The sequence below is a fragment of the Mesorhizobium sp. M8A.F.Ca.ET.202.01.1.1 genome, from assembly GCF_004791595.1.
Taxonomy (GTDB): domain Bacteria; phylum Pseudomonadota; class Alphaproteobacteria; order Rhizobiales; family Rhizobiaceae; genus Mesorhizobium.
Genome location: NZ_SRUN01000004.1, coordinates 147,396 through 173,525, shown reverse-complemented (window position 1 = coordinate 173,525; position 26,130 = coordinate 147,396). Strand labels below are relative to the sequence as shown.

Below are 26,130 nucleotides of genomic sequence, written 5' to 3'. Positions count from 1 at the left end.
CTCTTCGCGTGGCTTGGTGGCGATTGTGCGGCGGTGAAGTCATGGCGAGGCGTTGCCGATATCGGGGGCGCCGGAACAGCTTTGGCACCGCCGGCAACCGCCATATCAGGAAGACGATGAAACCTTCCGATATCCAGGCCGTTATGGCCGTTGTGGCAGACATCAAATCCAAACCGAAGCCGGTCGGCGGCGCCAAACCAAACGGTGCCAGGAAGCCCCGCCAGCGGGAGGCCCCCGATGTCGAAGCCGCTTCCGAGGTCGTCGGCGAGCCCGCACCGCCACCGGAGGCGGTGGAACCTGATCCGCAACTGAGCCCCGAACAGGCCGAGCAGGCGCGCAAGAAATACCTGCTGAAGCGGTTCTGGATCAGCGCGCGCGGCTATTGGAGCCGGCGCGGCGACAAGCTCGCCTGGCCGTGCACGATCGGGCTCCTGATCCTGATCTGCGTCAATGTCGGCTTCCAGTACGGCATCAATGTCTGGAATCGCTCGATCTTCGACGCCATCGAACAGCGCAATGCCCCGACCGTCTATTTCCTGAGCGCCGTGTTCGTGCCGCTGGTGCTCGGTAGCGTCAGCCTCGTCGTCGCGCAAGTTTATCTGCGCATGACGATCCAGCGCCGCTGGCGCTCCTGGCTCACCACATCGGTCATAGGCCGCTGGCTCGCCAACGGCCGCTATTACCAGCTCAATCTCGTCGGCGGCGACCACCAGAATCCGGAAGCGCGCATCGCCGAGGATCTGCGGATCGCCACCGAATCGCCGGTGGATTTCATCTCCGGCGTCATCAACGCCTTCCTGGCCGCCTCGACCTTCATCGTCGTGCTGTGGACGATCGGCGGCGCGCTGACGCTGCCGATCGGCGGGTCGACCGTCACCATTCCAGGCTTCCTCGTCATCACCGCGGTCATCTACGCCGCCATCACCTCCACCTCGATGGTGGTCATCGGCCGGCATTTCGTCGAACTCTCCGAGCAGAAGAACCAGGCGGAAGCGGAATTTCGCTACACGCTGACGCGCGTGCGCGAAAACGGCGAGAGCATCGCCTTGCTCGGCGGCGAGGAGGAGGAGCGCAGCGGCATCGACAGGACCTTCGCCGGCGTGCTGAAGCGGTGGGCGATGCTTGCCGGCCAGCACATGCGCACGGCGCTGGTCTCGCAGGGGTCGAGCCTGTTCGCGCCGGTTGTGCCGGTGCTGTTGTGCGCGCCAAAATTCCTCGACGGCTCGATGTCGCTTGGCCAGGTGATGCAGGCGGCGTCCGCCTTTGCCATCGTGCAGGGCGCGTTCGGATGGCTGGTCGACAATTACCCGCGTCTCGCCGACTGGAACGCCTCGGCACGGCGCATCGCCTCGCTGATGATGTCGCTCGACGGGCTCGAACGCGCGGAAGAGAGCGACGCGCTCGGACGCATCAATCGCGGCGAGACCAAGGACGACACGATGCTGAGCCTCAACAATCTCTCCGTGTCGCTCGATGACGGCACCGCCGTGGTCAAGGAAACCGAAGTCGTGATCCAGCCGGGGGAGCGGCTGCTGGTGGCCGGCGAATCCGGCTCGGGCAAGAGCACGCTGGTGCGGGCGATAGCGGGCCTGTGGCCGTGGGGCGGCGGCAGCGTCGATTTCCACCCCGGCAAACGCATGTTCATGCTGCCGCAGCGTCCCTACATTCCCTCGGGCACGCTGCGCCGGGCAGCGGCCTATCCAGGTGCTGCCGACGACTGGACGGTTCCGCAGATCAAGGCCGCCCTCGACAAGGTCGGGCTCGGTCATCTCGGCGACAAGATCGACGAAGACGCGCCATGGGACCAGACCCTGTCGGGCGGCGAGAAGCAGCGGCTGGCCTTCGCGCGGCTCCTCCTGCACGCGCCCGACATCATCGTGCTGGACGAGGCGACGGCGGCACTCGACGAGAAGAGCCAGGAAAAGATGATGGAAACCATCATCCGCGAATTGCCCGATGTCACCATCGTCAGTGTGGCGCACCGCGCCGAGCTGGAGGCTTTTCACAGCCGCAAGATCACGCTCGAGCGGCGCAAGGGCGGCGCCAAGCTCGTCAGCGATATCGACCTCCTCCCGCGCAAGCGCAGGGGCTTGCTCGGCCGCGCCTTGTGGGGTTCCGGCGCCTCGGCCGAGAAGTCGCTCGAGCGCGGCGGCATCCCCCATAAAAAGAACTGACGACGCCCGGCGCGTTCTTACTCCCCGTGGATGGCCAATCAGGCGCGCAAATCTTCCTTATGTGCCTTCACCAGATCGGCCATGCTGTCGAAGCGGAAGTCCACCTTCGGCATGTCGCCGGGATGCATGGTGGCGCCAAAACCCTGATCGGCGTGCCGGCGCTGGATCCAGCATGATTTAAGGCCCAGGCCATTGGTCGCGGCATGGTCATGGAACAGGCTTTCCGCCGTGTGCAGGATCTCCTTGTCGCTGATCCCGAGCGTCGCCAGCTTTTCCAGCATATAGTCGAAATTCCGGGGCGACGGCTTGTAGGAGCCGATGTCCTCCGCCGTGTAGACCGCGTCGAAATCGACGCCGAGTTTCCTGTTGCTGAAGGAGAAGCTCGTATTGTCGACGTTGGAGAGGATGGCGAGCTTGTAGTGCTTCTTGAGGTATTGCAGGGCGGCGGCGGTGTCGGCAAAGGCCGGCCAATCCTTCACGCTCTGGCCATAGGCGATGCATTCCTCCGGCGTGGCCACGACGCCCCATTCCTCCGCGAGCCGCTTGTAGACGACAGCCAGAAGGTCGCAGTAGCGCTTTTGCGGCGTCCAGTTCTGCTGGCTGGATTCGTGCCTTGCATGCGCCTGCAGGATATCGTCGCGGCTCAAGGCGCCGCCAACCCGCTGGGTCAGTGGCTTCAGGGCTTCGATCATGCCGGATTCCCAATCTATGAGGGTGCCGTAGCAGTCGAAGGTCAGGGCCTTGAAATCAGTCAGCTTCATGGGGTTCACTCCTTGGGGTCGATGGTTGGTGTTTGGGCGGATCGCGATCAATCAGCCGATTGCCCGACGGGCTGCCCGACCGGGCGCAGACCTGTCTTCGATACCGTGCCGCGCGAGGATGTCAGCCAGACGCCGAACAACGTCACCGCAAGGCCGAGGACCATCGCCAATGAAAGCGGCTCGCCGAAGAGCAGCCAGGCCCAGAGCATCGTCACCGGCGGGCTGAGATAGATGACGCTGCTGACCTGCGCGGCGCTATGGAGGCGCAGGCTCGCATAGTAGACGCCGTAGCAGAAGAAGGTCGAAAACAGCACCAGCCAGGCGATGCCGAACTCGAAACGGCCATCGAGCGGCGGCATCAGCCCGCCATTCCATCCGGCGCAGGCGGCAAAGAAGATCGCCGCCGTCAGGCATTGGATGCACAGGCTCTGGTGGATGGGCATGTTGATGGTGCCCATCCCCTTCTGCAGCACGGTCGCCAGGGCAAAGACCATCATGGAAGCGATGGTGACGATGTAGGCCCAGGCCGGCGCTGTCCCGAGGCTGAGGCTGTTCAGCGAGACGATCAGCACGCCGGCCACCCCGAGCGCCGTTCCGGTCCATTGCCTCGATGTCAGCCGATGACCCAGCACGGGCTGCGAAAGCGCCGCGATGGCGAGGGGGACGAGGTCCGAGATCAGCGCGACGAGGCCGGTCGGCACGCGCTGGCCGATGGCAAGCGCGAAGCCGCCGAGATAGAGGAACATCATCGCCACGCCGAACGCCATCTGCCGCATCAGGGCGCCAGCGCCGATGCGCGGCCCGACCATGAGCGCGAAAGGCAGAAGGACCAGCCCCGACATCAAGGTGCGCCAGAACAGCACCAGCATGACGTCGGCGCTCTCGCTGGCATAGCGGATGCCGACAAAGCCGGAGCTCCAGCTTACGACCAGGGCCGCCGCCAGAAGTGGCCAGGCCAGGCGATGGGAAAGAGGTTTAGGCGTCATGCGGTCTCTTCGTCGAGGCGGCGCCGGCGGGCGCCAAGCGGATCACTGCCAATCCCAGGTGCCGACTTATGGCGGCGCGCATCCGCCTTTGCACATGACAAATTTCGATGAATCCATGAAATAGCCACGAAATCTGGCCTATCTTTTTGCCTGAGAACCGGTTCTGCCCCAGGAACCGGAGCATTGCTTTCGTTTCAAAGGAGGATTGTCATGGCTGGAGTGATGAGCCGCCGCCTGGATGTCGATGCCTTGCGGGCGATGGTTGCGATCGAGAAACATGGCGGCGTCACCCGCGCGGCCGAGATGCTGGGCCTGTCGCAGTCGGCCGTCAGCCACAAGATCCGGCGGCTGGAGTTGAGCCTCGACTGCGACATCCTCAGCCGCAAGGCGAACGCGCCGATGTTCACCAGCTCGGGGCAGGATCTGCTGGGCTACGCACGGCGCATCCTGGGCATCCATGACGAGGCGATCCTCAGCCTGTCGAAGAGCACGCTGCAAGGCAAGATCGCGTTGGGGATGACCGAGGATACGACCTGCACGGACCTGTCGCGCATCCTTGGCCGGTTTCGCCGGCTCTACCCCGAGGTCAGCGTGCGCACGCAAGTGCGCATGAGCCTGGCCTTGCAGAAACTGCTTAGCGAGGGCGAGCTCGACGCGGCCATCATCCAGGTGTTCCAGCACGAGGTCCGGCCCACCGACGTCGTGCTCTTCCGCGAGACGCTGCATTGGGTGAAGTCGCCCGAGCTCACATTATCGAAGGGCGAACCCGTGCCGTTTCTGTCATTCGACGACAACTGCTTCTATCGCCGCTGGGGCCTCGATCTCGGCCAGGACGAGGGAACCGTGTTCGAGATCGTGTTCGAATGTTCGAGTGCGGCCGGCATCATCGCCGGCGTGACCTCCGGGCTCGGCGTCGCGCTGCTCAGCCAGCGGCATCTGCAACCCGGCATGGAGATTGTCGACAAAACGTTCCCCAAGCCGCCGGATCTAGCCTACGTCATCCGCCGCGCCCGCAACGCCCGCAATCCGGCATTGGAGACGCTGGTGCGGGAGATCGAGGCCGAGGTGCGGCGCCAGGGGACGCTGCAGATCGTGGGGTGAGGGGGGTGGGCTATCTGGAGCACAACGAGTTCTCCGTGCCTGCGCCGACCAAGCTAGACGTCTGCTTTGCGCCTCAAGCATGACGTTCCCACGCTCGCGTCCAAACGCCAGAAGCGGACATCGCTTATGCTCAGGGAATTGGCGAGTTTGCCCTAAGCAAAAGAAAACGCCATTTTCTCTCTGAATCCTGAGCCGCGTAGAACCTTACTCTCGCCTGGACGTTTAGGTTCGACGAACGGATTTTCAAAGATCGTCATGGCACGCTCCAAAGTGATCGCAATCGGCGCCTCGGCGGGCGGGGTCGATGCGTTGCACGATCTCGTTGCCAAGCTGCCGGAAGCGTTTCCAGCCTCGGTTCTGATCGTGTTGCATATCGGCGCCCATCGAAGCGAACTGCCCGCGATATTGAATGCCGCCGGACCTGTGCCGGCAAAACATGCCACCAACTACGAACAGATCTCGTCCGGCCAAATCTATATCGCGCCGCCCGATCACCACATGATAGTCTCACACGGCAAGCTGCGTCTGTTGAGAACCCCGAAGGAGAACTGGGCGCGCCCGGCGATCGACCCCTTGTTTCGTAGCGTGGCCGAGGCCTATGGTCCAAATGCGATCGGCGTGGTCCTGACCGGCTATCTGAATGACGGATCGCTGGGACTCGGGGAAATAAAGCGCCGCGGCGGCATTGCGATTGTCCAGGATCCCGACGATGCGGCGTATCCGGAAATGCCGGGCAGTGCTGCCGCTCACGTGGCGCTGGACTACCGCGTGGCGCTCTCCCGCATGCCCGGATTGCTTGTTGAACTGGTCAACGGAAAGGCAGGAAAGGAAGCGGCTATGCCGAACAAGTCTTCTCAACCTGAGGCCGAGGGGGTTTCTCCGACCATCGACGGCGAAAAATTCGATCGCCCGCTGGCGCTGACCTGCCCGGAATGCGGTGGCGCGCTCCTTAAATCCCAGAATGGTACGATCATCAAGTTCGACTGCCATATAGGTCACAGCTACACCGGGGAGGTCCTGGCCTCTGCCCAATTCGACGAGATGGAGCGAGTTATGAGGGCCGCAGTGAGAATTCTAAACGAGCGGGCTGAATTTTGTCTGGAAATGGCCGAGCAAGCACGCTTGCAGGAACCTGACGCCGCTGGACCCTGGGAAGCTGCTAGCAAGCAGGCGCTGGATCGGGCCTACAAGCTTCGCGTTCTCGTCGAGCAAGACTGGCTCATGCCGGAAACCTTCGGTGCAATGTCGGGGCGCTCGTCTCGGATCAGCGGCTAGACGTGGCAAAGCTCGCCGCAATTGCCCGCTCCAACTCCTGCGGAGCGTAAGGCTTGGCCAAAGTGGTTATGTGGCGATAGCCGTCCACTAGACCATCGCTCCCGTATCCGCTCACAAACAGGAACGGAATGCCGCGCTGCTTCAGAACGTCGGCGACCGGAAACGATCGCGTGCCGGCCAAGTTTATATCAAGGATCGCGAAATCGATCTCCTCATCGCGCGCAAAGACAATCGCCTCGTCCAGGTTATCGACCGGACCTGCAATCCGGTACCCCATTTCCACCAGCAAATCCGCCAGATGCAAGGCAATAAGGAACTCATCCTCTACGATCAGAATCTTGCTTGCTGGACGCGTCGCCACTATTGCCACCCAAGAACTCCCGTCCTGCGGGCATGGGCGCATCTATGATGCAAACAACGCCGGAGGACTTATACGCAACGTTCACATTACCGTGCAGTTCCGCAGCGAGAGCCTTCTCGATCAGGCGCGAGCCGAAGCCCTTTCGCTTCGGCGTGCTTGCCGGCGGGCCGCCGCTTTCTTCCCAACGCAAGGTCAAGCGACGGTCCTGACCTTCTCCTTCAAGGCGCCAGATGATCGTGACATGCCCGTCCTGGGTAGACAGCGCGCCGTATTTTGCCGCGTTGGTGGATAACTCGTGCAACGCCATTGAAATCGCAAGCGCCGCACTCGGTGTAAGCTGGATGTCCGGACCTTCAATCCGGAACCGGGTTCCATTCCCGGAATGAGGTTTGACGGTATCGGCGACAATCTCGTCCAGTTTCGCACTGGTCCAGCTTTCGCGAGTGAGTACGTCGTGTGCCTTTGCCAGATTGATCAGCCGGGACCCGAATGCTTCTCGCGCCTCTTCCATGGTCAAGGCACTACTCAAGGTCTGGGAGGCGATGGACTGGACGACCGCCAGCGTGTTCTTGACCCGGTGATTAAGTTCACCGATCAGGATCTTCCGATGTTCGTCGGCGCGCCGCCGCTCGGTCATGTCGCGTGCGATCGTCGATGCTCCGATGACCTTGCCTTGATCATCTTCAAGCGGTGAAATCGTCAAGGATACCCAGACCAGGCTGTCATCCTTGCGCCGACGGATGGTTTCAAAGTGCTCGATGTGCTCTCCTCGGCCAAAGCGGTCCAGAATATTCGCCTCTTCGCCGTGGCGATTGGAGGGGACCAAGGTCATGATGGATTTGCCCACGATTTCGTCAGGCGAGTAGCCGAACAGGCGTTCAGCGCCCTTGTTCCAGCTCGTTATCATACCCTTGAGGTTTTTGCCTATGATGGCGTCATCGGAGGATTGAACGATCGCCGCGAGCCGCTCCGCAAGCGCCTCGGCCCGCTTGCGCTCGGTGATGTCCACCAACATGTTTACCGCGCCGGTGATTTCGCCAGAGGCATCGCGAAGCAGGGTTGGATAGGAAATGTAGGGTACACGAGTACCATCCGGCCTCTCGCACACCACCTCCGCTCCCCCCTTTACTTGCCGCTTTTCTTTCAGGGCTATCGCCAAGGGGGATTCATCGTGCGGCAGCAACTCTCCATCCGGCCTATATAGTCGCCAGGAGCCGTTCCATCTATCCGAACCAAGTTTCGGCTCGCGACCCCAGAGTTCGACGGCGGCCGGGTTGTAAAAAGTGAGCCGACCCGAGGCGTCGGTTGTGTAGACCGCGTTCGGGAGAGCTTCGATAAGATCGCGAAGGCGCTTTTCGCTCCGCATGGTCTCGTCTTCGCTCTGCTTGCGCTCGGTGATATCGCTGAAAGTGACCACCACCCCTGCAATCCGATTGTCGCGGGTACGGTAGGGCAACATGCGCCGCGAGTACCAGCGGCCGGCGTCGCTTGGCACCTCTGCAAGGATCGGGGCAAGCTTTTTCAGCACCGTTTCGGCATCAATTATCAGGTTATCGTCTGCGAACTTGCGCGCGAAGTGGGCGATCGGACGGCCAATGTCGGTCGAAACAAGATCGAAGAGTTCCTTGGTCGCGGGAGCGAACCATTTGATGCGCAGTTTTTCATCGAGGAACAGCGTCGCGGTTTCGGATCCGGCCAACAGATTGTTGAGATCATTGGTGGCCGCTTCCAACTCGCCGATCTTGTGCTGAAGCTGGCTATTGACAGTGTTCAGTTCCTCGTTGAACGACTGGAGTTCTTCCTTGGAGGTTTCCAGTTCCTCGTTCGTGGACTGAAGCTCCTCGTTCATCGAGGTCGCTTCCTCGTTCGACGCTTTCAGCTCCTCATTGGCGGTTTCAAGATGCTCGACAGTGCTCCGCAGCTCGGCGCGCGTCGCTTTCAGTTCTTCCTGAAGCGCGCGTTCACCAGCGGCAATTTCCGCCGTTTCGTCCCGCGGAGCTGCCGGGCCACCGCCGGCTTCGGACCCCTCCGGTGTGAAGCTCACGAGCAGATGGCCGCTCTCTCCAGGCCGACCAGTCAGCGGCATGACAGTCATGGTGACCGCACCGGTCTTGCTGGACCGGGTGCGTGCACTGACTGTGACGCTTCTGTTTTCCCTGGAAGCGTCACGGATTGCGGATCGAAGTTTGAGAGCGAGCCCTTCGCGGACCATGCTCAGCAAATCCCTCGTCGGTTCGCCGGGCGGCTGCTCCAGATAATCCCTTGTCGTTCCATGAAAATAGAGCGCGCGGCCCTTGCGGTCGATTAGGACGGATGCCGGAGCATAGCGTTCAAGCAAGGCGCGCCGCGCAGCTTCTGCGACCGATGCTGCCGAGTCGGGCGGGGGTGACGCTGGCTTGTCAGTCTGATCTGGTCCCACGGGTCCGCGATGCTCCCGGTAGTCGATGAGGTCATGCCGCGTCGGTCCGACGCGGCGGTATATCCGCCATTTCTTCGAGCAGCTCTCAAACAGATCGTCGAGGTGGCCGACCGTCTCGGCATTACCAAGGAACAGATGTCCGCCCTGACGCAGCGCGAAATGACAAAGTGCGATGACACGCTGCTGCGCGTCGGGTTCGAGATAGATCAGGAAATTGCGGCACGAAACCAGATCCAGCCGGGAAAAGGGCGGATCGCGCAACAGATTGTGCTGCGCAAAGACGATCGTGTCGCGAAGTTCCTTGCTGACCTGATAGTTGCCATCGAGTCTTTCGAAAAAGTGCTGGATGCGCTCCGGCGGGAACTCGGCCACTGCCGCCGCCGGATAGACGCCATCGCGGCCCTTGCGAAGGTTGTCTTCCTGCGCGTCGGTGGCAAACACCTTGAGATCGAACCGCTTTCCGGCGGCAGCCGCGTGCTCCATTACCAGCATGGCAATGGAATAGGCTTCCTCGCCCGTCGAACAAGCAGGAACCCAGATCCGTATCGTGGCCCCTGACTCTCTTTCGGCGACCAGTGGAGCGATCACCAGATCCGATAACGTTTTCCACGCCTCGGCGTCGCGGAAGAATCCGGTGACGTTGATCATCAGGTCCGAGACAAGCGTGGTGATTTCCTCGGGATTGGCCCGCAACTCGTCCAGATACCCGCTAAGCGTCTCGATGTTCTTCAGGCCTAAGCGGCGGTGGATGCGCCGCCGCTGGGTGCTGCGCTTGTAGCTGCTGAAATCATATCCGCTCCGGGCGCGCAGAATTTCGAGAACCTGCTCGATCTTCGCCTCGCCACCGCCCAGTACGGCAGGTGCGGTTTCGATTGGAGCGGCGACATAACCATGGCGAGTGTAAGCAAGTATCACGTCCGGCATCTGTTCAGGTGCAAGGACATGGTCGGCCAAATTTGCCGCTATGGCGCTCCTCGGCATACCGTCGAATTTCGCGGTCTCGGGGGCTTGAATGAGGCTCATGCCGCCCTCGGCCCGGATGTCCTTCAAGCCCTCGGTGCCATTGCTGCCGGTTCCCGACAAAACGATGGCGATGGCCCGTTTCCGCTGGTCCGCCGCAAGCGATCGGAACAGGACATCGACGGGATGGCGGTTGCCGCGGACCTCTGCCGGTCGGGACACGTGCAGCCCGCCATCGCTGATCTTGAGGTCGGTATCGGGAGCGATCACATAGACCCGATCGGAAACGATCCGCATGCCGTCCACAACTTGCGCCACCTGCATGGTCGTGTGAGATGCCAGAACGCGCGCCATCTCGCTTTCGTGCTTCGGGTCGAGATGCAGGACGACCACGAAGGCGCAACCGCTGTCCGCCGGCATCGCATCGAAAAAGCGGCCAAGCGCCTCGATGCCGCCGGCTGACGCGCCGATGCCGACGACGGAAATGGTCGGAGACTCAACATTGGTTTCCTGAGGGGCGTCCGGACGGGCCTGAGCGCTCCGGACCGGCGGGGTCGGTTCAGCAGCCGCGTCGGCTTTCGCTTTTGATCGCCTTTGAGGTCTCCCAGTTTCTTCGTTTGCCATCGATTTTTACGTTTCACATGCTCTCAGCGGGCCACCGAATTCGGTCCCTAAGGTATCTGCCAAGAGCCGCGCGGCCCAAAGCTTGCGCTGATTTTCGCACCCCACTCCATCCCCGGCAACTCTATTTGAATCGACGCTGATTTCGAACTCGCCTTTGGGTTACCTCAGGCCGATCTGTACCGACCTAAAAGTCCGCTCCTGAAGATCCGACGACTGAATCACCCTGTCTGCAATCGGCCACCTTCAAGACCTCACATGTCCCACCAAGCGTGTGCTATCATTCGGACTCAATTCTTCCGCTCTCGCACCCCTGTCACCCCTTCCTCTTCTCCACCTCCGCCTTCCTCAGCAAAAACCGCTGGATCTTGCCGCTCGGCGTCTTCGGCAATTCCGTCACGAACTCCACCTCGCGGGGATAGGCGTGGGCCGAGAGGCGTTTGCGGACATGCAGGGCGAGTTCTTCGGCCAGCTCCGGGCTGCCCTTGTAGGCGGGCGCGAGGATGACGAAGGCCTTGACGATTTCGGTGCGCTGCGGGTCGGGCACGCCGACGACCGCGGCCTCGGTGACGGCGGGGTGTTCGATCAGCGCGCTTTCGACGTCGAAAGGGCCGATGCGGTAGCCCGACGAGGTGATGACGTCGTCGGCGCGGCCGATGAAGGAGACCGATCCGTCCGGCTCATATTCCACCGTGTCGCCGGTGCGGTAGTAGCCACCTGAAATGGCCGGGGTTTCGGCCTGGTGGTAGCCGCCGAACCAGCGCAGCGGCGAGTTGGCGATGTCGACGGCAAGGATGCCTGGCTGGTTGGGGCCGAGCTCGTTGCCGGCCTCGTCCAGCACCACCATGCGGTAGCCGGGCATGGCAAAGCCGGCGGAGCCCGCGCGGACAGGGTGCGCGAGGCCGTGATGGTTGTTGACCATCATGCCGTTCTCGGTCTGGCCGTAATGGTCGTGGATCGGCGCATCAAGGTGGGCGTCGAACCAGCGGATCACTTCCGGGTTGAGCGGCTCGCCGGCGCTGCTCACCACGCGCAGCCGGCCTTTTATGCGCGCGGCGGCATCGGGGCCTTCGGCGAGCAGCAGGCGGAAGGCGGTGGGCGAGCCCGCGAGGCTGGTGACGCCAAGCCGCAAGATGACGTCATAGGTGGTCCTGGCGGTGAAGGCCCCCTCGTTGAAGGTGGTGGCGATGCCGAGCAGCAGGGGACCCGTGATGGCGTAATAGAGGCCATAGGCCCAGCCCGGATCGGCGATGTTCCAGAAGATGTCGTCGGGGCGCAGGCCGATCGCATCGCGCATATAGGCGCCGAAGGCCATCAGAGCGCTGAGCGGCACCGGCACGCCCTTGGGAAGGCCCGTCGTTCCGGAAGTCGACATCATCATGAACAGGTCTCGGCCCCGGCGCATCACCGGTTCGCAGGCCGGCGAAGCGGCGGCCAGGGCGGCGCGGAAATCGATGTCGCCCTGACGCAAGGCATCGTCCGCACCGAGGATGGTGGCGATCCGTGGAAGGTTGGCGACCTCGTCGAGCTTGCCGCGATTGGCCGGATTGGTCACCACCACCTTGGCCGCGCTGTATTCCAGGCGGTGCTCGATGGCCTTCGGGCCGAAGGCGGTGAACAGCGGCTGGTAGACGGCGCCGATGCGCCAGACGCCGAGGATCAGCGCCACCAGTTCGGGAATGCGCGGCAGCATGCCGGCAACGACATCGCCGGGGCCGACGCCCAGTCCCTTCAGCAGATTGCCGACACGTCCGGACATGGCGTCGAGATCCTCGAAGGTGAATTCGCTGAGCTCGCCACCGGCGGAGATCGCCCGCAGCGCCAACCGGTTCTGGCCGGTGTGCCGGCCGCAGCATTCGACATAGGCGTTGATGCCGGTCGCCGGATCGCCTTGCAGCCTGGCGATCTCGTCCTCGATGCGAAAGCCGGCGACGGCATCGTCATAGCGCGGCAAGCCGGCTTGTGTCGTGGTCATGAAAATCCTCCCTGGCGGTGCGCCATCTCCCCATGGCGCGCTGTCGCGGCGACAATGGCATCAGATGGCGCCGATGGGCAACGATGGATGCTACCCTGCATCCTTCGCCCTACAAGTTCGCCTCGGCGAAGATGCGCGCCGCCCAGTCGAGGAAGACGCGCATGCGCGGCGAAAGCTGCCGGTTCTGCGGATAGAGCGCCGACAGCGGCGTCGGCGATGGCGGGTATTCGGCCAGCACCTCGACCAGTTTGCCGTCGGCCAAATCCTTCTCGAAGCGATAGCGCGGCGCCTGGATGAGGCCGAGGCCGAGCCGCGCCAGGTCGGCGGCGGTATCGGAATTGTTGGCGGCGACACGGCCGGGCAGCCGGACCTCGCGGGTCTTGCCGGCGACGGTGAATTCGAAGGGCAGCACCTCGCCGGTGCGCGAGGAGACGAAGCCGATCGCCTGATGGCCGTCCAGCGCGTCGGGGGAGGCGGGCGTGCCGTGGCGAGAGAGATAGGCGGGGCTGGCGCAGGTCATCTCGCGGATCATGCCAAGGCGGCGCATGATCATGCCGCTGTCGGGCGGTTCGCCGACGCGGATGACGCAGTCGACACCCTCGCGTACGAGGTCGACCAGCCGGTCGCTCTGGCCGATCTGCAGGTCGATGCGGGGAAAGCGGGCGAGGAATTCCGGCAGGCGCGGCAGCAGGAAGGTGCGGGTGAGCAGCGTGCTGGCATCGATGCGCAGCAGGCCGAACGGCTCGGCATTGCGGAAGGCGGCCTCGGCATCCTCGATCTCGGCCAGGATCGACAGGCAGCGCCGGTAATAGGCCTCGCCGTCCTGCGTGGCATTCACCTGGCGCGTCGTGCGCTCCAGCAGCCGCGCGCCGAGATGCTCTTCCAGCCGCCGGATCGCTTCCGTCGCGGTTGACCTGGGCAGGCCGAGATCGGCGGCGGCAGCGGTGAAGCTGCGCCGCTCCAGCACGCGGACGAAGAGCCGCATCGTGTCGAACCGATCCATGGGCTTTGTTCGCAGTTTCCGAATAGTGATGTCAACAGATAGCTGATTATCCGGAAATTGGCGCGGCCTATATCCGTCTCACCAACAAGAAGGAGAGACTTCCATGACATCCGGCCAAACAAGTACGGGCAACCAAACAAGCACGGGTCAAACCAAAGCGGCGATCGTGACCGGAGCCTCGAAGGGCATCGGCGCGGCGATCGCGCGGCGGCTTGCCCGCGACGGCATTGCCGTCGTCGTCAACTATGCGCAGGGACAGGCGGAGGCCGAGGCGGTGGTGCGCGCCATCGAAGCCGATGGCGGCAAGGCGATCGCCGTGCAGGCCGACATCGCCGATCCCACGGGCATCGCCAACCTATTCGATGCCGGCGAGAAGGCCTTCGGCGGCATCGATATCCTCATCAACAATGCCGGCATCCTGAAGCTTTCGCCGATCGCGCAGGCCGATGACGCCTTCTTCGATACCCAAATCGCGATCAATCTCGGCGGCGTGTTCCGCGGCATGCGCGAAGGCGCGCGGCGGCTGCGCGACGGCGGCCGCATCGTCAATTTCTCCAGCAGCGTCGTCGGCCTCTACCAGCCGGGTTACGGGGTCTATGCCGCCACCAAGGCGGCGGTCGAGGCGATGACGCACATTCTGGCCAAGGAGCTTGGCGCGCGCCGCATCACCGTCAACGCGGTGGCGCCCGGACCGGTCGAGACGGCGCTGTTCACGGACGGCAAAAGCGCGGCGCAGATCGAGGCCATCGGAAAAATGATCCCGCTCGGTCGCCTTGGCCAGCCCGACGACATTGCCGGCGTGGTGTCGTTCCTCGCCGGGCCTGACAGCGGCTGGGTCAACGGGCAAATCATCCGCGCCAATGGCGGCGTGATCTGAGGAGGCAGGCCGCTGCTGTCTGCCGACCATCTCCGAAACCTGAAGCCAACCTCCAGAAACAAGGAACAGACAATGCCATTCGCCAATATCAAGATGCCGCAGGCGGCGCTCTCCAAGGCGCAGAAGGAAGACCTCATCCATCGCACGACAGCCATGTTCGTCGAATTCTTCGGCGAGGGCGTGCGGCCCTACACGATGGTGCTGGTGGAGGAAGTCGCCGACGGCGGCTATGGCCGCGCCGACGAGGTGTTCATCGTGCCGGAAGCTTTTCGCGCCGAGGAATAGGCCTTCGAACGCGATACCCGTCATATGACGACTGGTCGCCGCGAACGCCAACGTCCACTCTGTCCGCGGGGCCTTTCAATGCATGTCGGTTCCCGAAAAACCGATGCCCCCTTTGGGGCGGCATGCATTCGCGGCGGGGGCCAGGTGGGCAGCCCCGAGTTGTCCACCTGTCTCGCTTCTTTCGTCGCTGGCGCCTGATCAATCGATGGAACCGGATGCGCTCAGCTGGCTTCGGGCGCCTGGCTCTTGGGCACGCCGACCCAGTCGGCCGCGATCTCGGCGAACAGCCAGTCGCGGAACGCCCTGACTTTCTTCTGGCGCAGCGCGCCTTCGGGATAGACGACGTAGTAGCTGGCCGCTGATTTCAACGCGAGGTCGAAGGGTCGTACCAGCCGCCCGGCCGCGAGGTCGGCCGAGACCAGCGCGCTGCGGCCGAGCAGCACGCCTTCGCCATGCACGGCGGCCTCGACGGCGAAGGTGGCGGAATCGAAGCGCACGCCGCGTTTGGGGTCGATGCCTTCGACGCCGGCCTGTTCAAGCCATGTCGCCCAGTCGATGCGGAAGGCGTCGTGGATCAGCTTGTGATGCCTCAAATCCGTGGGCTGCCGCAGCGGGTGCTCGCCTTCAAGCAGTTCCGGGCTGCAGACGGGGAAGACCTCCTCGTCGGCGAGGAATTCCGCCGTCACCCCGGTATAGCCGCCGCGGCCGTAGCGGATGGATATGTCGATGCCGTCGCTGACGAAATCGGCCAGCACGCCCGAAGTCGCCAGCCGCACGTCGATGTCGGGATTGGCGCGATGGAAGCGGTGCAGCCTCGGCACCAGCCAGCGGCCGGCAAAACCGTCCGACGTGCTGACGTTCAGGATGCGCGTCGAGCGGTCGGGCATGGCGGCGATGGTGGCGGCGGCGATCTGGTCGAGCGCCTTGCCGACCTCCGCCGCATAGGCCGCGCCGACAACGGTCAGCCGCACGGAGCGCGTGCCGCGATCGAAGAGCTGGATGCCCAGCCTGTCCTCGATGTTGCGGATGGCGCGGCTGATGGCGCCATGGGTGAGGTTGAGCTCTTGCGCCGCCTTGGAGAAGCTCAAATGCCTGGCGGCCGCGTCGAAAGCGGGCAAGGCGGTGAGGGGCGGCAATCTGCGCGGCATGGATTCGACCTGTGAGTGTTACTCACAAATCCTGCACAAAGAGTCGTTTGTCGTCCAGCCCGAAACCGCCCAATATTCAGGCGTACCAAGCATCCACACCGGATTTCCGGTTTATCGATGCGCTGAATTGACCAGACAAGTGTGAGCAATCGTCATGCTCGCCCGGTGGGCGACATCGGCATTCTCGCGCCCGCTAGAACACAGGAGACGAACATGAACCTGACCCTTGGACCCATCACTGCCGCGGTGAGCGGCCTTGCCATGCGAAGCGCGGCTGCGTTCGAGCGCCGCCGCACATTGCGCAAGGTTTCCCGGCTTTCCGACCGCCGTTTGCATGACATCGGCCTTGAACGCGACTGGGACGGTTCAATTCTCGGCAATGGGAGGGCGATATGACCAGCACGTTGATCATCGGCGCGACCGGGCTTCTCGGCAGCGAGATGGCGAAGGCCAGCGCGCGCAATGGCGACAGCTTGCATGTACTCGTCCGGCCGGCAACATCAGCCAATGGAGAGCGGATGCGCCCGCTGAAGGAGCTCGGCGCCACGGTGCATATCGGCGATCTCGACGACTATGACAGCCTTCTGCGCGCCGTCGGCAAGGTCGATCGCGTCATCAGTTCGGTGCATGTCGGCTCGGCCAGCGAGATGACGCTGGTGCGCGCCGTCAGGGATGCCGGCGTCTCCCGCTATGTGCCGTCCGCCGGCTTCGGCCTCGACTTCGCCGCCGCCGCACCCGGCTCGATCGAACCGCTCGACATCAAGCGGGCCGTCTTCGACGCGGTCCGGGAGGCCGACCTGCCCTATACGGTGATCTACACCAACGGCTTCTTCTCGACCTGGGTGGCGACGCTGGGCGACCTGACGCGCTTCGGCTCCTCGCCGCTGCCGCCCGACGAGGTGACGCTCTATGGCGACGGCAATGTGCCGGCGACGTTTGTCAGCGAGAAGGATATCGCCGCCGTCACGATGCGCGCTCTGGAGGATCCCGATGCTGTTCGCGGCGAAATCCGCATCGCGCAGAACAAGATCACGCAGAGCGCGATGATCGAGCTGTGGCAGCAAGTGAGTGGCCGCTCGCCGCGCGTCAAGCAGATGAGCGCCGATGAACTGGAGGCGATGATCGCGGCGGTTCCCGGCCTTGGATTGCTGCGGGCGTTCTGGCTCCGTGGCGAGACCGCGCTCGAGACGGCCACTCCGGAAGCGGGTGCGCTTTATCCGGAGCTGAGGTTTGAAAGCATTGAGAGCGCTTTTGTGGCGATGGCCGGCGAGGGTGGGCGGAGGTTGTGAAGGTTAGGGTTCTTGGCAAAGTCGGCTCTCTCCGGCGCCCCCCTCTGTCCTGCCGGACATCTCCCCCACGAGGGGGGAGATCGGATGTCGCGACCGCTTTCGCCAATCTCCAAAGCTATAAAGCTATAAAGTGAGAGCCGGCGTCTGAACTGCCAATCTCCCCCCTCGTGGGGGAGATGTCCGGCAGGACAGAGGGGGGCGCCGTAGAGCGCGGCGGTTGACCCAACAGCCCATCCAGCCGATAGGTCCGCGCGAACAGCCCGAGACCTGCTAATGCCCAACCTCAGAGATACAACCCGCGCTCCCGACACCGCCTGGCAGGACGATGTCCGCCAGGGCGTGCGCCATGTGCGCGACCTCGCCTCCCTGCCGCTCTCGCCGGCCGAACGCGAAGCCGCGCAGGCTGCCGCCGCGCTGCACAAGGTGCGCGCGCCAAAAAGCTATCTCGACCTGATCGACTGGAACGATCCGGCCGATCCGATCCGGGCCCAGGTGATCCCGTCGCCTGGGGAATTGGAGGAGGCCGAGGGCGAGCTCGGCGATCCGATCGCCGATCATGAATTCAGCCCGGTGCCGCGATTGACGCATCGCCATGCCGACCGGGTGCTGTTGTTCCCGACCTATCAATGCGCGGTCTATTGCCGGTTCTGCTTCCGCAAGGAATCGCTGACCTCGATCGGCCGTGGCTATACGCGCGAGGCGCTGGAGCCGGCGCTGGCCTATATAGCGGATCATCCCGAAATCCGCGAAGTGATCCTGACCGGCGGCGATCCGCTGTCGCTGCCGGATAAGGCACTTGCCGAAATCCGCGCCCGTGTCGAGACTATTGCCCATGTGCGGCTGTTGCGCATCCACACGCGCGTGCCGGTTGCGCTGCCGTCGCGCATCACGCCAGGGCTGGTCGCGGCACTGCGGGGTCGGCTGATGGTGACGGTGGTCACCCACTTCAACCATGCGCGCGAGATCACCGATGCAACCGAAGCGGCTTGCCGCACCTTGCGACAGGCCGGTTTCGTGCTGCTCAACCAGAGCGTTCTGCTGAAGGGCGTCAACGATACGGTCGAGGCGCTGGAAGAGCTCTGCCGCGAGCTGATGTACCGGCTGGGGATAAAACCCTATTACCTGCACCATGGCGACCTCGCGCGTGGCATGGCGCACCGGCGCACCACGATCGAGCACGGCCAGGCGCTGGTGGAAGCGCTGCGGGCGCGGCTCTCGGGCATCTGCAATCCGGTCTATGTGCTGGATCTTCCGGAAGGCGGCGGCAAGGTGCCGCTCGCACCGTGCCCTATCGAGGGGCGCGACGGAGAGAGCTGGCGCATTCGCGGGCTCGATGGCACGGTGAGGGATTATCGGGAGATTTTGGGCGTTCGGGAAGAACGGCCCTCGAAGAATCCGGCTGCCGGCTCATGACGCCAGGATGTACTCCTGCTTGCGTCATAGCAACTGTTCATAATGGCCAGCGTCTGCGCCGCCCCTCACCTGCCTGCCGGCATCCTCTCCCCGTATAGTGACGGGAGAGGGGCGCACCGTCGCCGATTTCGCCAATCTCAAGCGTTGCAGGAAAACCACCGGCGTTGCGGCCGGTCCTCTCTCCCCGTCACTATACGGGGAGAGATGTCCGGCAGGACAGTGAGGGGCGGCGCTGACGCCAAAGATTGCTGCATTCGGCCGGAAACTCATGATGTCGTAACGCAGCAGGAATAGTCGGGCTGACCCTAAACCCCATCACCGTCGACAAACGCCAGCACGGCCACGCGCGGGGCAACGCAGTATGCGAGCCGCGCCTTGCGGCCGGTCCTCGTCGTCGCGTGGCCAGTCTCGAGGTCCACGGCGATGTCCTCATAGCCCAGCACCTCGCGATCCAGCGGATAGGCAGCCTTGTAGACCGCTTCCTTGGCGGCGAAGAGAATGCGGCCGGCAAGCTGCCGGTCGGCGGTACCCGTCCGGTCGGCGGGCATGGCAACGAGGGCGGAAATCTCATCGGGCAGGGGCAGCGCCGGTTCGACATCGATGCCCAGCGAGCCGATGCCGGCAACAGCCGCGACCGCTGCCACGGCCATGTCGTCGTCATGGGCGAGCGAGCCGGTTATCCCCTGCGGCCAGGCGGGCGCACCGGAGGGCGTGCGCAAGAGTGCGAAACCGTCGAAGCCGGCATCCGCCAGCAGCCGGTGCGCGATCCAGCGCGCCGCGCCGCTGGCCCGCCGCATGGCGGGCTGGCGGGCGGGGATGGAACCTGCCTCCGCCGACAACAGATGGGTCTCGTCGCCTTCGCGGATGATCCGGCAACCGGTGCGGACCCCGGCCGGGACCATGGCGGCCATGGCGCGCGCCAGGGCGATTTCCTCGGACGGATCGACTGATGGCGTCATCGGTCGGCGGGCGCCAGGACGAGATCGGCGATCATTTCCCCGTCCTCGTCGAGCCCCTCTTCGACGAAACCGGCGCTGCGATAGAGCCGCCGTGCCGCCTCGTTCTCCGGTTCGTAGCAGATCGACACGTGCCTGACGTGGCCGAGCCCTTGGATTTCCTCCAGCACCGCCCGCAGCGCGGCCTTGCCACAGCCACGGCCCTGCCAGGCGCGGTCGACCATGAAGCGGTAGATGCGGGCCTCGTCATCGTCGCGTGGCGCCTCGTACATCAGGAATCCGACAAGCTGGTCCCCGGCCATCACCGCGCGCGGCCGCGCGTCCCGATCGGACCGGGCTTCGCGCAGCGAGTCCGCATTGCCGGCGACGAAGTCCACCTGCTCCGGAGCCAGTCGCAGAGCCGTGACCAGGGCTCGATTGGCCTTGGTCACCGGCACGATACGGATGTCCACGGCGCCAGGCGCGCGGTCCGTCAAGAAGATGCCCCGGAGCCCTCGCTGACCGGCTCGACGAACCGGTGCAGCTTGGCCGGGTTGCCGCGCCAGATGGAGTTGGGCTCCAGCTCTTCGCCCTTCATCACGAAGGAATCGGCATCGACCATCGATCCCTTGCCCATCACGACGCCGTAGTGGACGAAGGCGGACGGCCCGAGCGTGCAGCCATCGCCGATGCGGATGAAGTCGGACTTGAACGCGCCTTCCTCCAGCGAATGGGCCTGGATGACGCAGCCTTCGTTAAGCGTGACGTCGTCGCCGATCTCCACCAGCGAGCGCTCGGTCAAATTGGCGCCGCCGTCATAGACGCGCTTGCCCACTTTGACGCCCAGCATGCGCAGGATCATCGGCCGGAACGGCGTGCCGGCGAACAGGCGCACGATGGGCGAATCCGCCAGCTTCCAGTGGCGCTCATGGCGCCAGAAGGTGACGTCGTAGATCGTCGTCATCTGCGGCTTCAGCTTGCGAAAACCAAGGCTTGCCCGCTCGACGAAGATGTAGAACGGAATGGTGATGGCCGAGGTCAAAAGCACCGCCACGAAGAGCGCGATCTCCGCCCATTCGGTGTAGTAGTTCAGCGCCCGGTCCCAGATCGCCAGCGTGGCGAACAGCATGACCCACTGCGTCGCGATGAACAGGAGGATCGTCACCAGATTGTGACGGTTCTTGAGCGGAATGCGCTTCAGCCGGTCTTCCTCGTCGATGCCGGCGATGAGTTCCTTGTCGCGGTTCACCATGCGCGGGATTTCAAAGGGGGGCGAGCCCAGAAGGCCGACATTCTCGCGCAAAGGCCCGTCGATCGGGACCATCACCTTTGTGCCGAGCAGGACGTTGTCGCCCGTGCGTCCGTCCGGCGGATAGTAGATGTTGTTGCCGAGATAGTTGCGCTCGCCGATCCGCGTCGGCTCGAGCCGGAACGCGGAAGCGGACTTGTGCATGTTGATCATGAAAAGCCCGTCCGACACCATGGTCTGGGTGCCGATCTCGCACAGGAGCGGATTTTCGTGCTGCTGGTTGGAGCCGAAATTGGAGCCGGTCTGCACCACCTTGTTCAGGTTCCAGCCGATGGCGCTCATGTAATGGACGATGGCCGAACTGTCGCCGAACAGCAGCCCGAGCACGCGGGAGTTGCTGGAGAACTCCGCAACCGTCTGCAGCCAGTAGCGGAACCCGTAAAGCGTGTAGGTGCGGCCAGGTTTCAGGATCAGGCTGAACAGGCGCGGCACAAGCGTCGCGGCGAGGAAGGCGACGGCGATGTAGCCGAAAAGCGTGACCGTGGTGCCAATCGCCACAAGGCCAATCGTCTCCTGATAGTCGTCGCCGACATTCTCCCAATAGCTGTGGAACAGAAGCGGCAGCGGGGTGATGATGGCAAACAACCCGATCAGCTGCACGGCTTCGTAGAGGAAGCGCCGGATACGGGGAGGATTGACGTTGCGCACCTTGCAATAGTCCGCCGTGGTCGGCACCGCCGGCGATCCATGCCAGTGTTCGCCGTCGGGGATGCTTTGCCCGCGCTGCAGCGAGGAGGAATGGCCGAGCTGGCCGCCGTCGCCGATCGCGGTGTCGATGTCGAGCGTGCAGCCGACGCCTACGAAGGCATCGCGGCCGATGGTCAGCGGCCCGGTGTGGATATAGCCGGCCTGGGCGCGATAGCCGAGGATCAGCGATTCCTTGCGCAGGATGGTTCGGTCGCCGATCGAAATCAGGTCCGTGCACACGGGCACGGCACGGGATTCTATGACCACGTTCTTGCCGATCCTGGTTCCTAGAAGCTGCAGGTAAAGGCTGTAGAGCGGGCTGCCGCGGAACAGCACGACGGGTGCCGTGCGGATCAAGGTTTTCACCACCCAGAAACGATAGTAGCGCAGGCCCCAGATCGGGAACGCTTCCGCCTTCCAGCGGCCGACGAGCACCCATTTGGCGACAACGGCAAAGCCCGACATGCCGAAGAACACACCGGCCGAGAGCACCACGCACCTGATGTAAAGCTGCAGCGGCTCGTCGAGCGCGTCATAGACCCAGTCGAGGCCGTCATTGATCGCCCACAGCGCCACGTAGCTGTAGAGCGCGTAAAACAGCAGCTGCGCCGCGCCGCAGGTCCAGTAGACGAGATTGGAAGCCTGGCGGGTGAGAACGGGCTCGTTGGTGGCGCTCGTCAGCTCTTCCGCCGCGCTCAGGTGCTTGGCCAGGCGCGCCACGGTCGGATAGAGATAGATGTCGCGCATCGACGTCGTCGCCCATTCCTTGCGGGTGCGCACGCGAGCGCAGAAATGCGCCATGAGCAGCGAGTTGGCGCCGAGATCGTCGAAGAAATTGTCCTCGACGGACACCTCCTCGAACTTCAGCACGGTGCATAGCGCGTCGGCCAGGAACCGCTCGTCGTCATTGCCGGGCGCCACCATGGCGCGGTCGGCCGAAAGCCGGACGCTGGTCGGTTTGGGCAGCTGGCGAAGGTCGACCTTGTTGGAGACCGTCATCGGGATCGCCGGCAGTTCCTCCAGATAGGAGGGCACCATGTAGTCCGGCAGCCGCTGCTTCATCGTCTGGGCAATGTCGGCGCGCGAGAGCGCCGGCTGGCCGGCCTTGGGCGCGTAATAGGCAACGAGCTCGACGCGGCCGGGCTCGATCTCCCAGGTGGTGACGGCGGCCTGCGCGATCTCCGGCTGGTCCAAAAGCACGGCCTCGATCTCGCCGAGTTCGATGCGATAGCCGCGGATCTTGACCTGGGTGTCGATGCGCCCGGCATACTCGATCTCGCCGGCGTTATTGATCCGGCCAAGGTCGCCGGTGCGGTAGATGCGCTTCGACGGGTTGTTCGGCAGGCCGAGGAAGTCGGCGATGAACTTCTGTTCGGTCAGGTCCTGCCGGTTGAGATAGCCGACCGCCAGCCCGATGCCGGCAATGCCGATCTCGCCCAGTTCACCAGGCTCGGCAAGTTGCGGCAGCGAAGGGTCGAGAATGACGATCGAATAGGTGGGCAGCGGCGCGCCGATGGTCACCGGCCGGTCCGGCGTCAGCGCACCCATGGTTGCCGTGACGGTCGCCTCTGTCGGGCCATAGGTGTTGAGGATCTGCCGGCCGGGCTTCGACCAGCGCACCACCAGATTGTGCGGGCAGGCCTCGCCGCCGACCAGCAGCGTGCGCAGGCTGGGCACATCCGATGTCATGGACGACAGAAGCGTCGGGCTGCAGGCCATGCAGGTGATGTCGTGATGGCGCAGGAAATCGGCGAGCTCTTCGCCCACCAATGGCATCTGGCCCGGGGCCGGCACGACGGTCGCGCCGGCGACGAACGGCACCCAGATCTCTTCGGAGGAAAAGTCGAAGGCGATGGTCATGCCCTGGTAGACGCGATCGCCCGGCCGGTAGCCGTAGGACGCGGCGGCGACGCGGATGAAGTTGACGAAGCTCTGGTGGCGGATGGCCACGCCCTTGGGCCTGCCGGTCGTGCCCGACGTATAGAGGATGTAGCAGATGTCTTCGATCGCAGTGGCGGCCGATGCCTTGTGCGGCTTTAGCGGCGCGCTGGACTGGGCGGATATTTCGGCGGCGGCGCTGTCGATCAACAGATGCGGAACCGGCAACTCGCCGGCCCGCGATGCATAGGTGGCGATGGTGACGACCAGGCTGACGCTGGCGTCCTCGATGATGAGCGCCATGCGCTCCTGCGGAAAGGCGGTGGCCAGCGGCACGAAGGCGGCGCCCGCCTTCACCACGGCGAGCAGGGCTACATAGGTTTCCGCGGACCGGTCGAGGATCAGCCCGACGCGGTCGCCCGGCCGCACGCCGCGCTTGACCAGCAGGCGGGCGAACTGGTTGGCTCTGCTGTCCAGCTCCTGATAGGTCCAGGCGCGGCCCTCGGAGATCACCGCCGGCAGCGTGGCAAATGTTTCGGCGAGTTGCTCGAAGACCTTGTCGAGCCGCTCGTCCGACTGACCCGCCCGGGCAAAATCGGCGCCTGCCAGGACCTGGCGGCGCGCTCCGAGGGCAATTTCCGCAGGTGCATGGACGCTGTCGCGGCTGGTCCCGGGCTCTCCGCCCGATCTTGCCGCTTCCCTGTCCAGTTCGGCGATATCAATACCGTGGTCCATTTCCAAACTTTCTCGTCCTGGCCAAGCCGTCACGGGCACATCTCGGTCATGCCGCCGCTCGAGCAGGCATTGTCGGCTGTGCCGCCGCTGCAATTTGATCGTTGTTGATGGAGGTGGAATGACCGAAGCCTCCAAAACGGAAGATTCCGGAATTCCGACCGGCGATCGCTGACCGCCGGGTCCCTCTTTGGCCGCGCGGTTATCACGGAATCGGCCGCTCCCTCTTCACATGTTCGGGAGCATGGACGCGGGACGTCGCCGGGGCGCTGCCTGTGGCGAGCGACATGCCGGGAAGGGCACCCATCGATCCGTCCGAACCTCGTTGCATTGCCCGTACCCAACCCCGTGCGCCTGTGCGGCGGCCAGATTTCCGGCCGTTGAGGGATTGATATGCCATCCGATCTTTTCGCCAGTTTTTCTGAACTGTTGAATCTTGTTTCTGGATTGTGTCTGGGTGGGCCTGCGCATGCCCGCAACCGCCGGTTTTCCGGCTTTTTGAAAAAAATCTTTCGGCGCCCGGGAATAAAGCGCGGCCCTTCCGGGTCTTGTCATCAGCGGGGCAAATCGGCCCGCAACGCGAAGAAACGAAACAAGGATTTAGCGAAATGACCAAGCTCGCTCTCAGCGTGGCCGCGATGTTGCTTGCCTCGAGTTCCGCCTTTGCCGGCAGCGACCATGGCGCCAACAATTCCAACCAGCCGGCCGCTCCGGTCGACACCAACGCGACCGCTTCGATCCCTTACACGGCACGTACCCATGGCGTCGACACCAAGGTGACGACCCGGCCGAAGCAGGAGTCGGTGCAGGACATCATCAACCGGCACAACGACGACGGCATCTGGGGCAACTGAGCGCTCGGTCTTCGAACATCCCAGGGGCTTGGCCCTCCGTCATTCCAAGACGTGCCTTTAGCCACCACTCTCAACAGAGGAAGAACCACCATGTTCAGCATGACACGCCGCACACTGCTCGGAACCGCCACCGCCGCCGCTGCCTTCGGCCTCGCCGGCAAGCTTGAATTCACCCGCCCCGCTTTCGCGCAGACGCCGGTGGAGCCGACCGTCGGCTTCTACAAATACATGGTCGGCGACATCGAGGTCACCGCCATCTATGACGGCATCTGGAAGAAGCCGCACGACCCGGCCTTCATCAAGAATGTCTCGGTAGACGACACCAAGGCCGCACTCGCCAAGGCGGGTCTGACCACCGACTTCATGCCCATTCCGCTCACCGTCGTGGTGCTCAAGATGGGCGGCAAGCTGATCATGATGGATGCGGGCTCCGGCGTCGGCCAGTGGCAGGCCAACGCCACGCATCTGCCGGCCAACATGGCCGCCGCCGGCATCGACTACAAGGCGATCGACACCATCATGATCTCGCATTTCCACCCCGACCATGTCTGGGGCCTGATGGAGAAGGGTACCAACACGCCGGTGTTCCCCAATGCCGAGCTGATCGTCAACGCCACCGAATACAACTGGTGGACCGACCCGAGCCGGCTGGCCAAGCTGCCCGAGGGCCGCAAGCCGGCGGGCAAGCGCATCGCCGAAAACTTCCCGAAATGGAAGAACTGGAAGCTGGTCGAGGACGGCGCCGAGGTGGTGCCCGGCATCCAGATCATCGCCGCACCCGGCCACACGCCCGGCCACTCGGTGTATCTCGCCAACTCCGGCAAGGAGCAGCTGATGATCTCGGCCGACACCATGTATGTGCCGGCTTTGCTGGCGCCGCATCCGGAATGGCAAGGCGCTTACGACCAGGATGGGCCCACCGCAATCACCACGCGCCACAAGATCATCGACCGGGTGATCGCGGACAACATCCGCATTTCCGGTTCGCACTTCCCGTTCCCGGGCACCGGCGTCTTCGTCAAGGACGGCAATGCCTATGGCTTCACTCCGGTCGAAATTTGAGCGTCAGCTCCCAATCCAGACAAGC

At 63.8% G+C, this 26,130-nt stretch carries 21 protein-coding genes; 11 read left to right on the top strand and 10 right to left on the bottom strand.

Going from position 1 to position 26,130, the window contains the following annotated elements; all coding sequences use genetic code 11:
- Nucleotides 1-152 precede the first annotated feature (152 nt).
- Nucleotides 153-2,174, top strand: a complete 2,022-nt coding sequence (locus EN845_RS11380) for an ABC transporter ATP-binding protein/permease (protein WP_127870417.1) — start codon at nucleotides 153-155, stop codon at nucleotides 2,172-2,174.
- Between the two features lie 38 nt (nucleotides 2,175-2,212).
- Here the strand turns inward: EN845_RS11380 and EN845_RS11375 are convergent, their stop codons facing one another.
- Complete coding sequence (locus tag EN845_RS11375) at nucleotides 2,213-2,935, bottom strand: haloacid dehalogenase type II (RefSeq protein WP_127870268.1); 723 nt, start codon at nucleotides 2,933-2,935, stop codon at nucleotides 2,213-2,215.
- Between the two features lie 47 nt (nucleotides 2,936-2,982).
- Nucleotides 2,983-3,921 (bottom strand): DMT family transporter, encoded by a 939-nt coding sequence (locus EN845_RS11370; RefSeq protein ID WP_127870269.1) that lies wholly within the window; start codon nucleotides 3,919-3,921, stop codon nucleotides 2,983-2,985.
- A 210-nt stretch (nucleotides 3,922-4,131) separates the two neighbouring features.
- On the opposite strand from EN845_RS11370, the gene EN845_RS11365 reads away from it, so the two are divergent.
- Both EN845_RS11365 and EN845_RS11360 read left to right on the top strand, forming a co-directional pair.
- Nucleotides 4,132-5,022, top strand: a complete 891-nt coding sequence (locus EN845_RS11365) for a LysR family transcriptional regulator (protein ID WP_127870270.1) — start codon at nucleotides 4,132-4,134, stop codon at nucleotides 5,020-5,022.
- A 255-nt stretch (nucleotides 5,023-5,277) separates the two neighbouring features.
- The gene (locus EN845_RS11360) at nucleotides 5,278-6,297 is read left to right on the top strand and encodes a chemotaxis protein CheB (RefSeq protein ID WP_127870271.1); all 1,020 of its coding nucleotides are present in this window, start codon (nucleotides 5,278-5,280) and stop codon (nucleotides 6,295-6,297) included.
- On the opposite strand, the gene EN845_RS11355 is transcribed toward EN845_RS11360, so the two are convergent.
- The 4 genes from EN845_RS11355 to EN845_RS11340 all read right to left on the bottom strand — a co-directional run bounded on the left by EN845_RS11355 (nucleotide 6,287) and on the right by EN845_RS11340 (nucleotide 13,636).
- Nucleotides 6,287-6,667, bottom strand: coding sequence for a response regulator (locus EN845_RS11355; protein WP_245511715.1), 381 nt, complete (start codon nucleotides 6,665-6,667; stop codon nucleotides 6,287-6,289). The genes EN845_RS11360 and EN845_RS11355 overlap by 11 nt on opposite strands.
- Complete coding sequence (locus EN845_RS11350) at nucleotides 6,615-10,661, bottom strand: chemotaxis protein CheB (protein ID WP_127870272.1); 4,047 nt, start codon at nucleotides 10,659-10,661, stop codon at nucleotides 6,615-6,617. Before EN845_RS11350 ends, EN845_RS11355 begins: the two co-directional genes overlap by 53 nt.
- Nucleotides 10,662-10,974: 313 nt before the next feature.
- A complete protein-coding gene (locus EN845_RS11345; RefSeq protein WP_127870273.1) occupies nucleotides 10,975-12,633 on the bottom strand; it encodes an acyl-CoA synthetase in 1,659 nt (552 codons plus the stop codon).
- Nucleotides 12,634-12,742: 109 nt separating this feature from the next.
- Nucleotides 12,743-13,636 (bottom strand): LysR family transcriptional regulator, encoded by an 894-nt coding sequence (locus tag EN845_RS11340; protein WP_127870274.1) that lies wholly within the window; start codon nucleotides 13,634-13,636, stop codon nucleotides 12,743-12,745.
- 103 nt (nucleotides 13,637-13,739) lie between these two features.
- Between EN845_RS11340 and EN845_RS11335 the strand changes: the two genes are divergently transcribed.
- Together EN845_RS11335 and EN845_RS11330 are read left to right on the top strand one after the other, a co-directional pair.
- Nucleotides 13,740-14,513 (top strand): SDR family oxidoreductase, encoded by a 774-nt coding sequence (locus EN845_RS11335; protein ID WP_127870275.1) that lies wholly within the window; start codon nucleotides 13,740-13,742, stop codon nucleotides 14,511-14,513.
- A 72-nt stretch (nucleotides 14,514-14,585) separates the two neighbouring features.
- Nucleotides 14,586-14,798 carry a 4-oxalocrotonate tautomerase family protein gene (locus tag EN845_RS11330; protein WP_127870276.1) on the top strand — a complete coding sequence of 71 codons (213 nt, stop codon included), beginning with the start codon at nucleotides 14,586-14,588 and terminating at the stop codon, nucleotides 14,796-14,798.
- 221 nt (nucleotides 14,799-15,019) lie between these two features.
- On the opposite strand, the gene EN845_RS11325 is transcribed toward EN845_RS11330, so the two are convergent.
- A complete protein-coding gene (locus EN845_RS11325) occupies nucleotides 15,020-15,946 on the bottom strand; it encodes a transcriptional regulator GcvA (protein WP_127870277.1) in 927 nt (308 codons plus the stop codon).
- Nucleotides 15,947-16,159: 213 nt separating this feature from the next.
- On the opposite strand from EN845_RS11325, the gene EN845_RS11320 reads away from it, so the two are divergent.
- The 3 genes from EN845_RS11320 to EN845_RS11305 all read left to right on the top strand — a co-directional run bounded on the left by EN845_RS11320 (nucleotide 16,160) and on the right by EN845_RS11305 (nucleotide 18,648).
- Entirely contained in the window at nucleotides 16,160-16,342 is a 183-nt protein-coding gene (locus tag EN845_RS11320; RefSeq protein ID WP_127278399.1) for a DUF1127 domain-containing protein, read from the top strand.
- Nucleotides 16,339-17,235 carry an NmrA family NAD(P)-binding protein gene (locus EN845_RS11315; RefSeq protein WP_127870278.1) on the top strand — a complete coding sequence of 299 codons (897 nt, stop codon included), beginning with the start codon at nucleotides 16,339-16,341 and terminating at the stop codon, nucleotides 17,233-17,235. Before EN845_RS11320 ends, EN845_RS11315 begins: the two co-directional genes overlap by 4 nt.
- 273 nt (nucleotides 17,236-17,508) lie before the next feature.
- Entirely contained in the window at nucleotides 17,509-18,648 is a 1,140-nt protein-coding gene (locus EN845_RS11305) for a KamA family radical SAM protein (protein ID WP_127870279.1), read from the top strand.
- Nucleotides 18,649-18,953: 305 nt separating this feature from the next.
- Here EN845_RS11305 and EN845_RS11295 read toward each other — a convergent pair whose 3' ends face one another.
- Genes EN845_RS11295 through EN845_RS11285 form a run of 3 tightly spaced genes read right to left on the bottom strand, consistent with a single transcriptional unit; the run spans nucleotide 18,954 to nucleotide 24,192 of the window.
- Nucleotides 18,954-19,607, bottom strand: a complete 654-nt coding sequence (locus EN845_RS11295; protein ID WP_127870281.1) for a 4'-phosphopantetheinyl transferase superfamily protein — start codon at nucleotides 19,605-19,607, stop codon at nucleotides 18,954-18,956.
- Entirely contained in the window at nucleotides 19,604-20,080 is a 477-nt protein-coding gene (locus EN845_RS11290; protein ID WP_127870282.1) for a GNAT family N-acetyltransferase, read from the bottom strand. Before EN845_RS11290 ends, EN845_RS11295 begins: the two co-directional genes overlap by 4 nt.
- Nucleotides 20,077-24,192: a Pls/PosA family non-ribosomal peptide synthetase gene (locus EN845_RS11285; protein ID WP_167531327.1), complete on the bottom strand. Its 4,116-nt coding sequence runs from the start codon at nucleotides 24,190-24,192 to the stop codon at nucleotides 20,077-20,079. The genes EN845_RS11290 and EN845_RS11285 overlap by 4 nt, the downstream gene beginning before the upstream one ends.
- Before the next feature lie 390 nt (nucleotides 24,193-24,582).
- On the opposite strand from EN845_RS11285, the gene EN845_RS11280 reads away from it, so the two are divergent.
- From EN845_RS11280 to EN845_RS11270, 3 genes are all read left to right on the top strand, one after another.
- Nucleotides 24,583-24,801 (top strand): hypothetical protein, encoded by a 219-nt coding sequence (locus EN845_RS11280; RefSeq protein ID WP_135907094.1) that lies wholly within the window; start codon nucleotides 24,583-24,585, stop codon nucleotides 24,799-24,801.
- The gene (locus tag EN845_RS11275) at nucleotides 24,798-25,043 is read left to right on the top strand and encodes a DUF680 domain-containing protein (protein ID WP_127870284.1); all 246 of its coding nucleotides are present in this window, start codon (nucleotides 24,798-24,800) and stop codon (nucleotides 25,041-25,043) included. Before EN845_RS11280 ends, EN845_RS11275 begins: the two co-directional genes overlap by 4 nt.
- 90 nt (nucleotides 25,044-25,133) lie before the next feature.
- Nucleotides 25,134-26,105, top strand: coding sequence for an MBL fold metallo-hydrolase (locus tag EN845_RS11270; protein WP_127870285.1), 972 nt, complete (start codon nucleotides 25,134-25,136; stop codon nucleotides 26,103-26,105).
- Nucleotides 26,106-26,130 lie beyond the last annotated feature (25 nt).

Excerpts from the sequence above, each read along its gene's own strand:
- EN845_RS11375 (WP_127870268.1), bottom strand. The coding sequence starts at position 2,935 with ATGAAGCTGACTGATTTCAAGGCCCTGACCTTCGACTGCTACGGCACC.
- EN845_RS11370 (WP_127870269.1), bottom strand. The coding sequence starts at position 3,921 with ATGACGCCTAAACCTCTTTCCCATCGCCTGGCCTGGCCACTTCTGGCG.
- EN845_RS11365 (WP_127870270.1), top strand. The coding sequence starts at position 4,132 with ATGGCTGGAGTGATGAGCCGCCGCCTGGATGTCGATGCCTTGCGGGCG.
- EN845_RS11360 (WP_127870271.1), top strand. The coding sequence starts at position 5,278 with ATGGCACGCTCCAAAGTGATCGCAATCGGCGCCTCGGCGGGCGGGGTC.
- EN845_RS11350 (WP_127870272.1), bottom strand. The coding sequence starts at position 10,661 with ATGGCAAACGAAGAAACTGGGAGACCTCAAAGGCGATCAAAAGCGAAA.
- EN845_RS11345 (WP_127870273.1), bottom strand. The coding sequence starts at position 12,633 with ATGACCACGACACAAGCCGGCTTGCCGCGCTATGACGATGCCGTCGCC.
- EN845_RS11340 (WP_127870274.1), bottom strand. The coding sequence starts at position 13,636 with ATGGATCGGTTCGACACGATGCGGCTCTTCGTCCGCGTGCTGGAGCGG.
- EN845_RS11335 (WP_127870275.1), top strand. The coding sequence starts at position 13,740 with ATGACATCCGGCCAAACAAGTACGGGCAACCAAACAAGCACGGGTCAA.
- EN845_RS11330 (WP_127870276.1), top strand. The coding sequence starts at position 14,586 with ATGCCATTCGCCAATATCAAGATGCCGCAGGCGGCGCTCTCCAAGGCG.
- EN845_RS11325 (WP_127870277.1), bottom strand. The coding sequence starts at position 15,946 with ATGCCGCGCAGATTGCCGCCCCTCACCGCCTTGCCCGCTTTCGACGCG.
- EN845_RS11320 (WP_127278399.1), top strand. The coding sequence starts at position 16,160 with ATGAACCTGACCCTTGGACCCATCACTGCCGCGGTGAGCGGCCTTGCC.
- EN845_RS11315 (WP_127870278.1), top strand. The coding sequence starts at position 16,339 with ATGACCAGCACGTTGATCATCGGCGCGACCGGGCTTCTCGGCAGCGAG.
- EN845_RS11305 (WP_127870279.1), top strand. The coding sequence starts at position 17,509 with ATGCCCAACCTCAGAGATACAACCCGCGCTCCCGACACCGCCTGGCAG.
- EN845_RS11295 (WP_127870281.1), bottom strand. The coding sequence starts at position 19,607 with ATGACGCCATCAGTCGATCCGTCCGAGGAAATCGCCCTGGCGCGCGCC.
- EN845_RS11285 (WP_167531327.1), bottom strand. The coding sequence starts at position 24,192 with ATGGACCACGGTATTGATATCGCCGAACTGGACAGGGAAGCGGCAAGA.
- EN845_RS11280 (WP_135907094.1), top strand. The coding sequence starts at position 24,583 with ATGCCATCCGATCTTTTCGCCAGTTTTTCTGAACTGTTGAATCTTGTT.
- EN845_RS11275 (WP_127870284.1), top strand. The coding sequence starts at position 24,798 with ATGACCAAGCTCGCTCTCAGCGTGGCCGCGATGTTGCTTGCCTCGAGT.
- EN845_RS11270 (WP_127870285.1), top strand. The coding sequence starts at position 25,134 with ATGTTCAGCATGACACGCCGCACACTGCTCGGAACCGCCACCGCCGCC.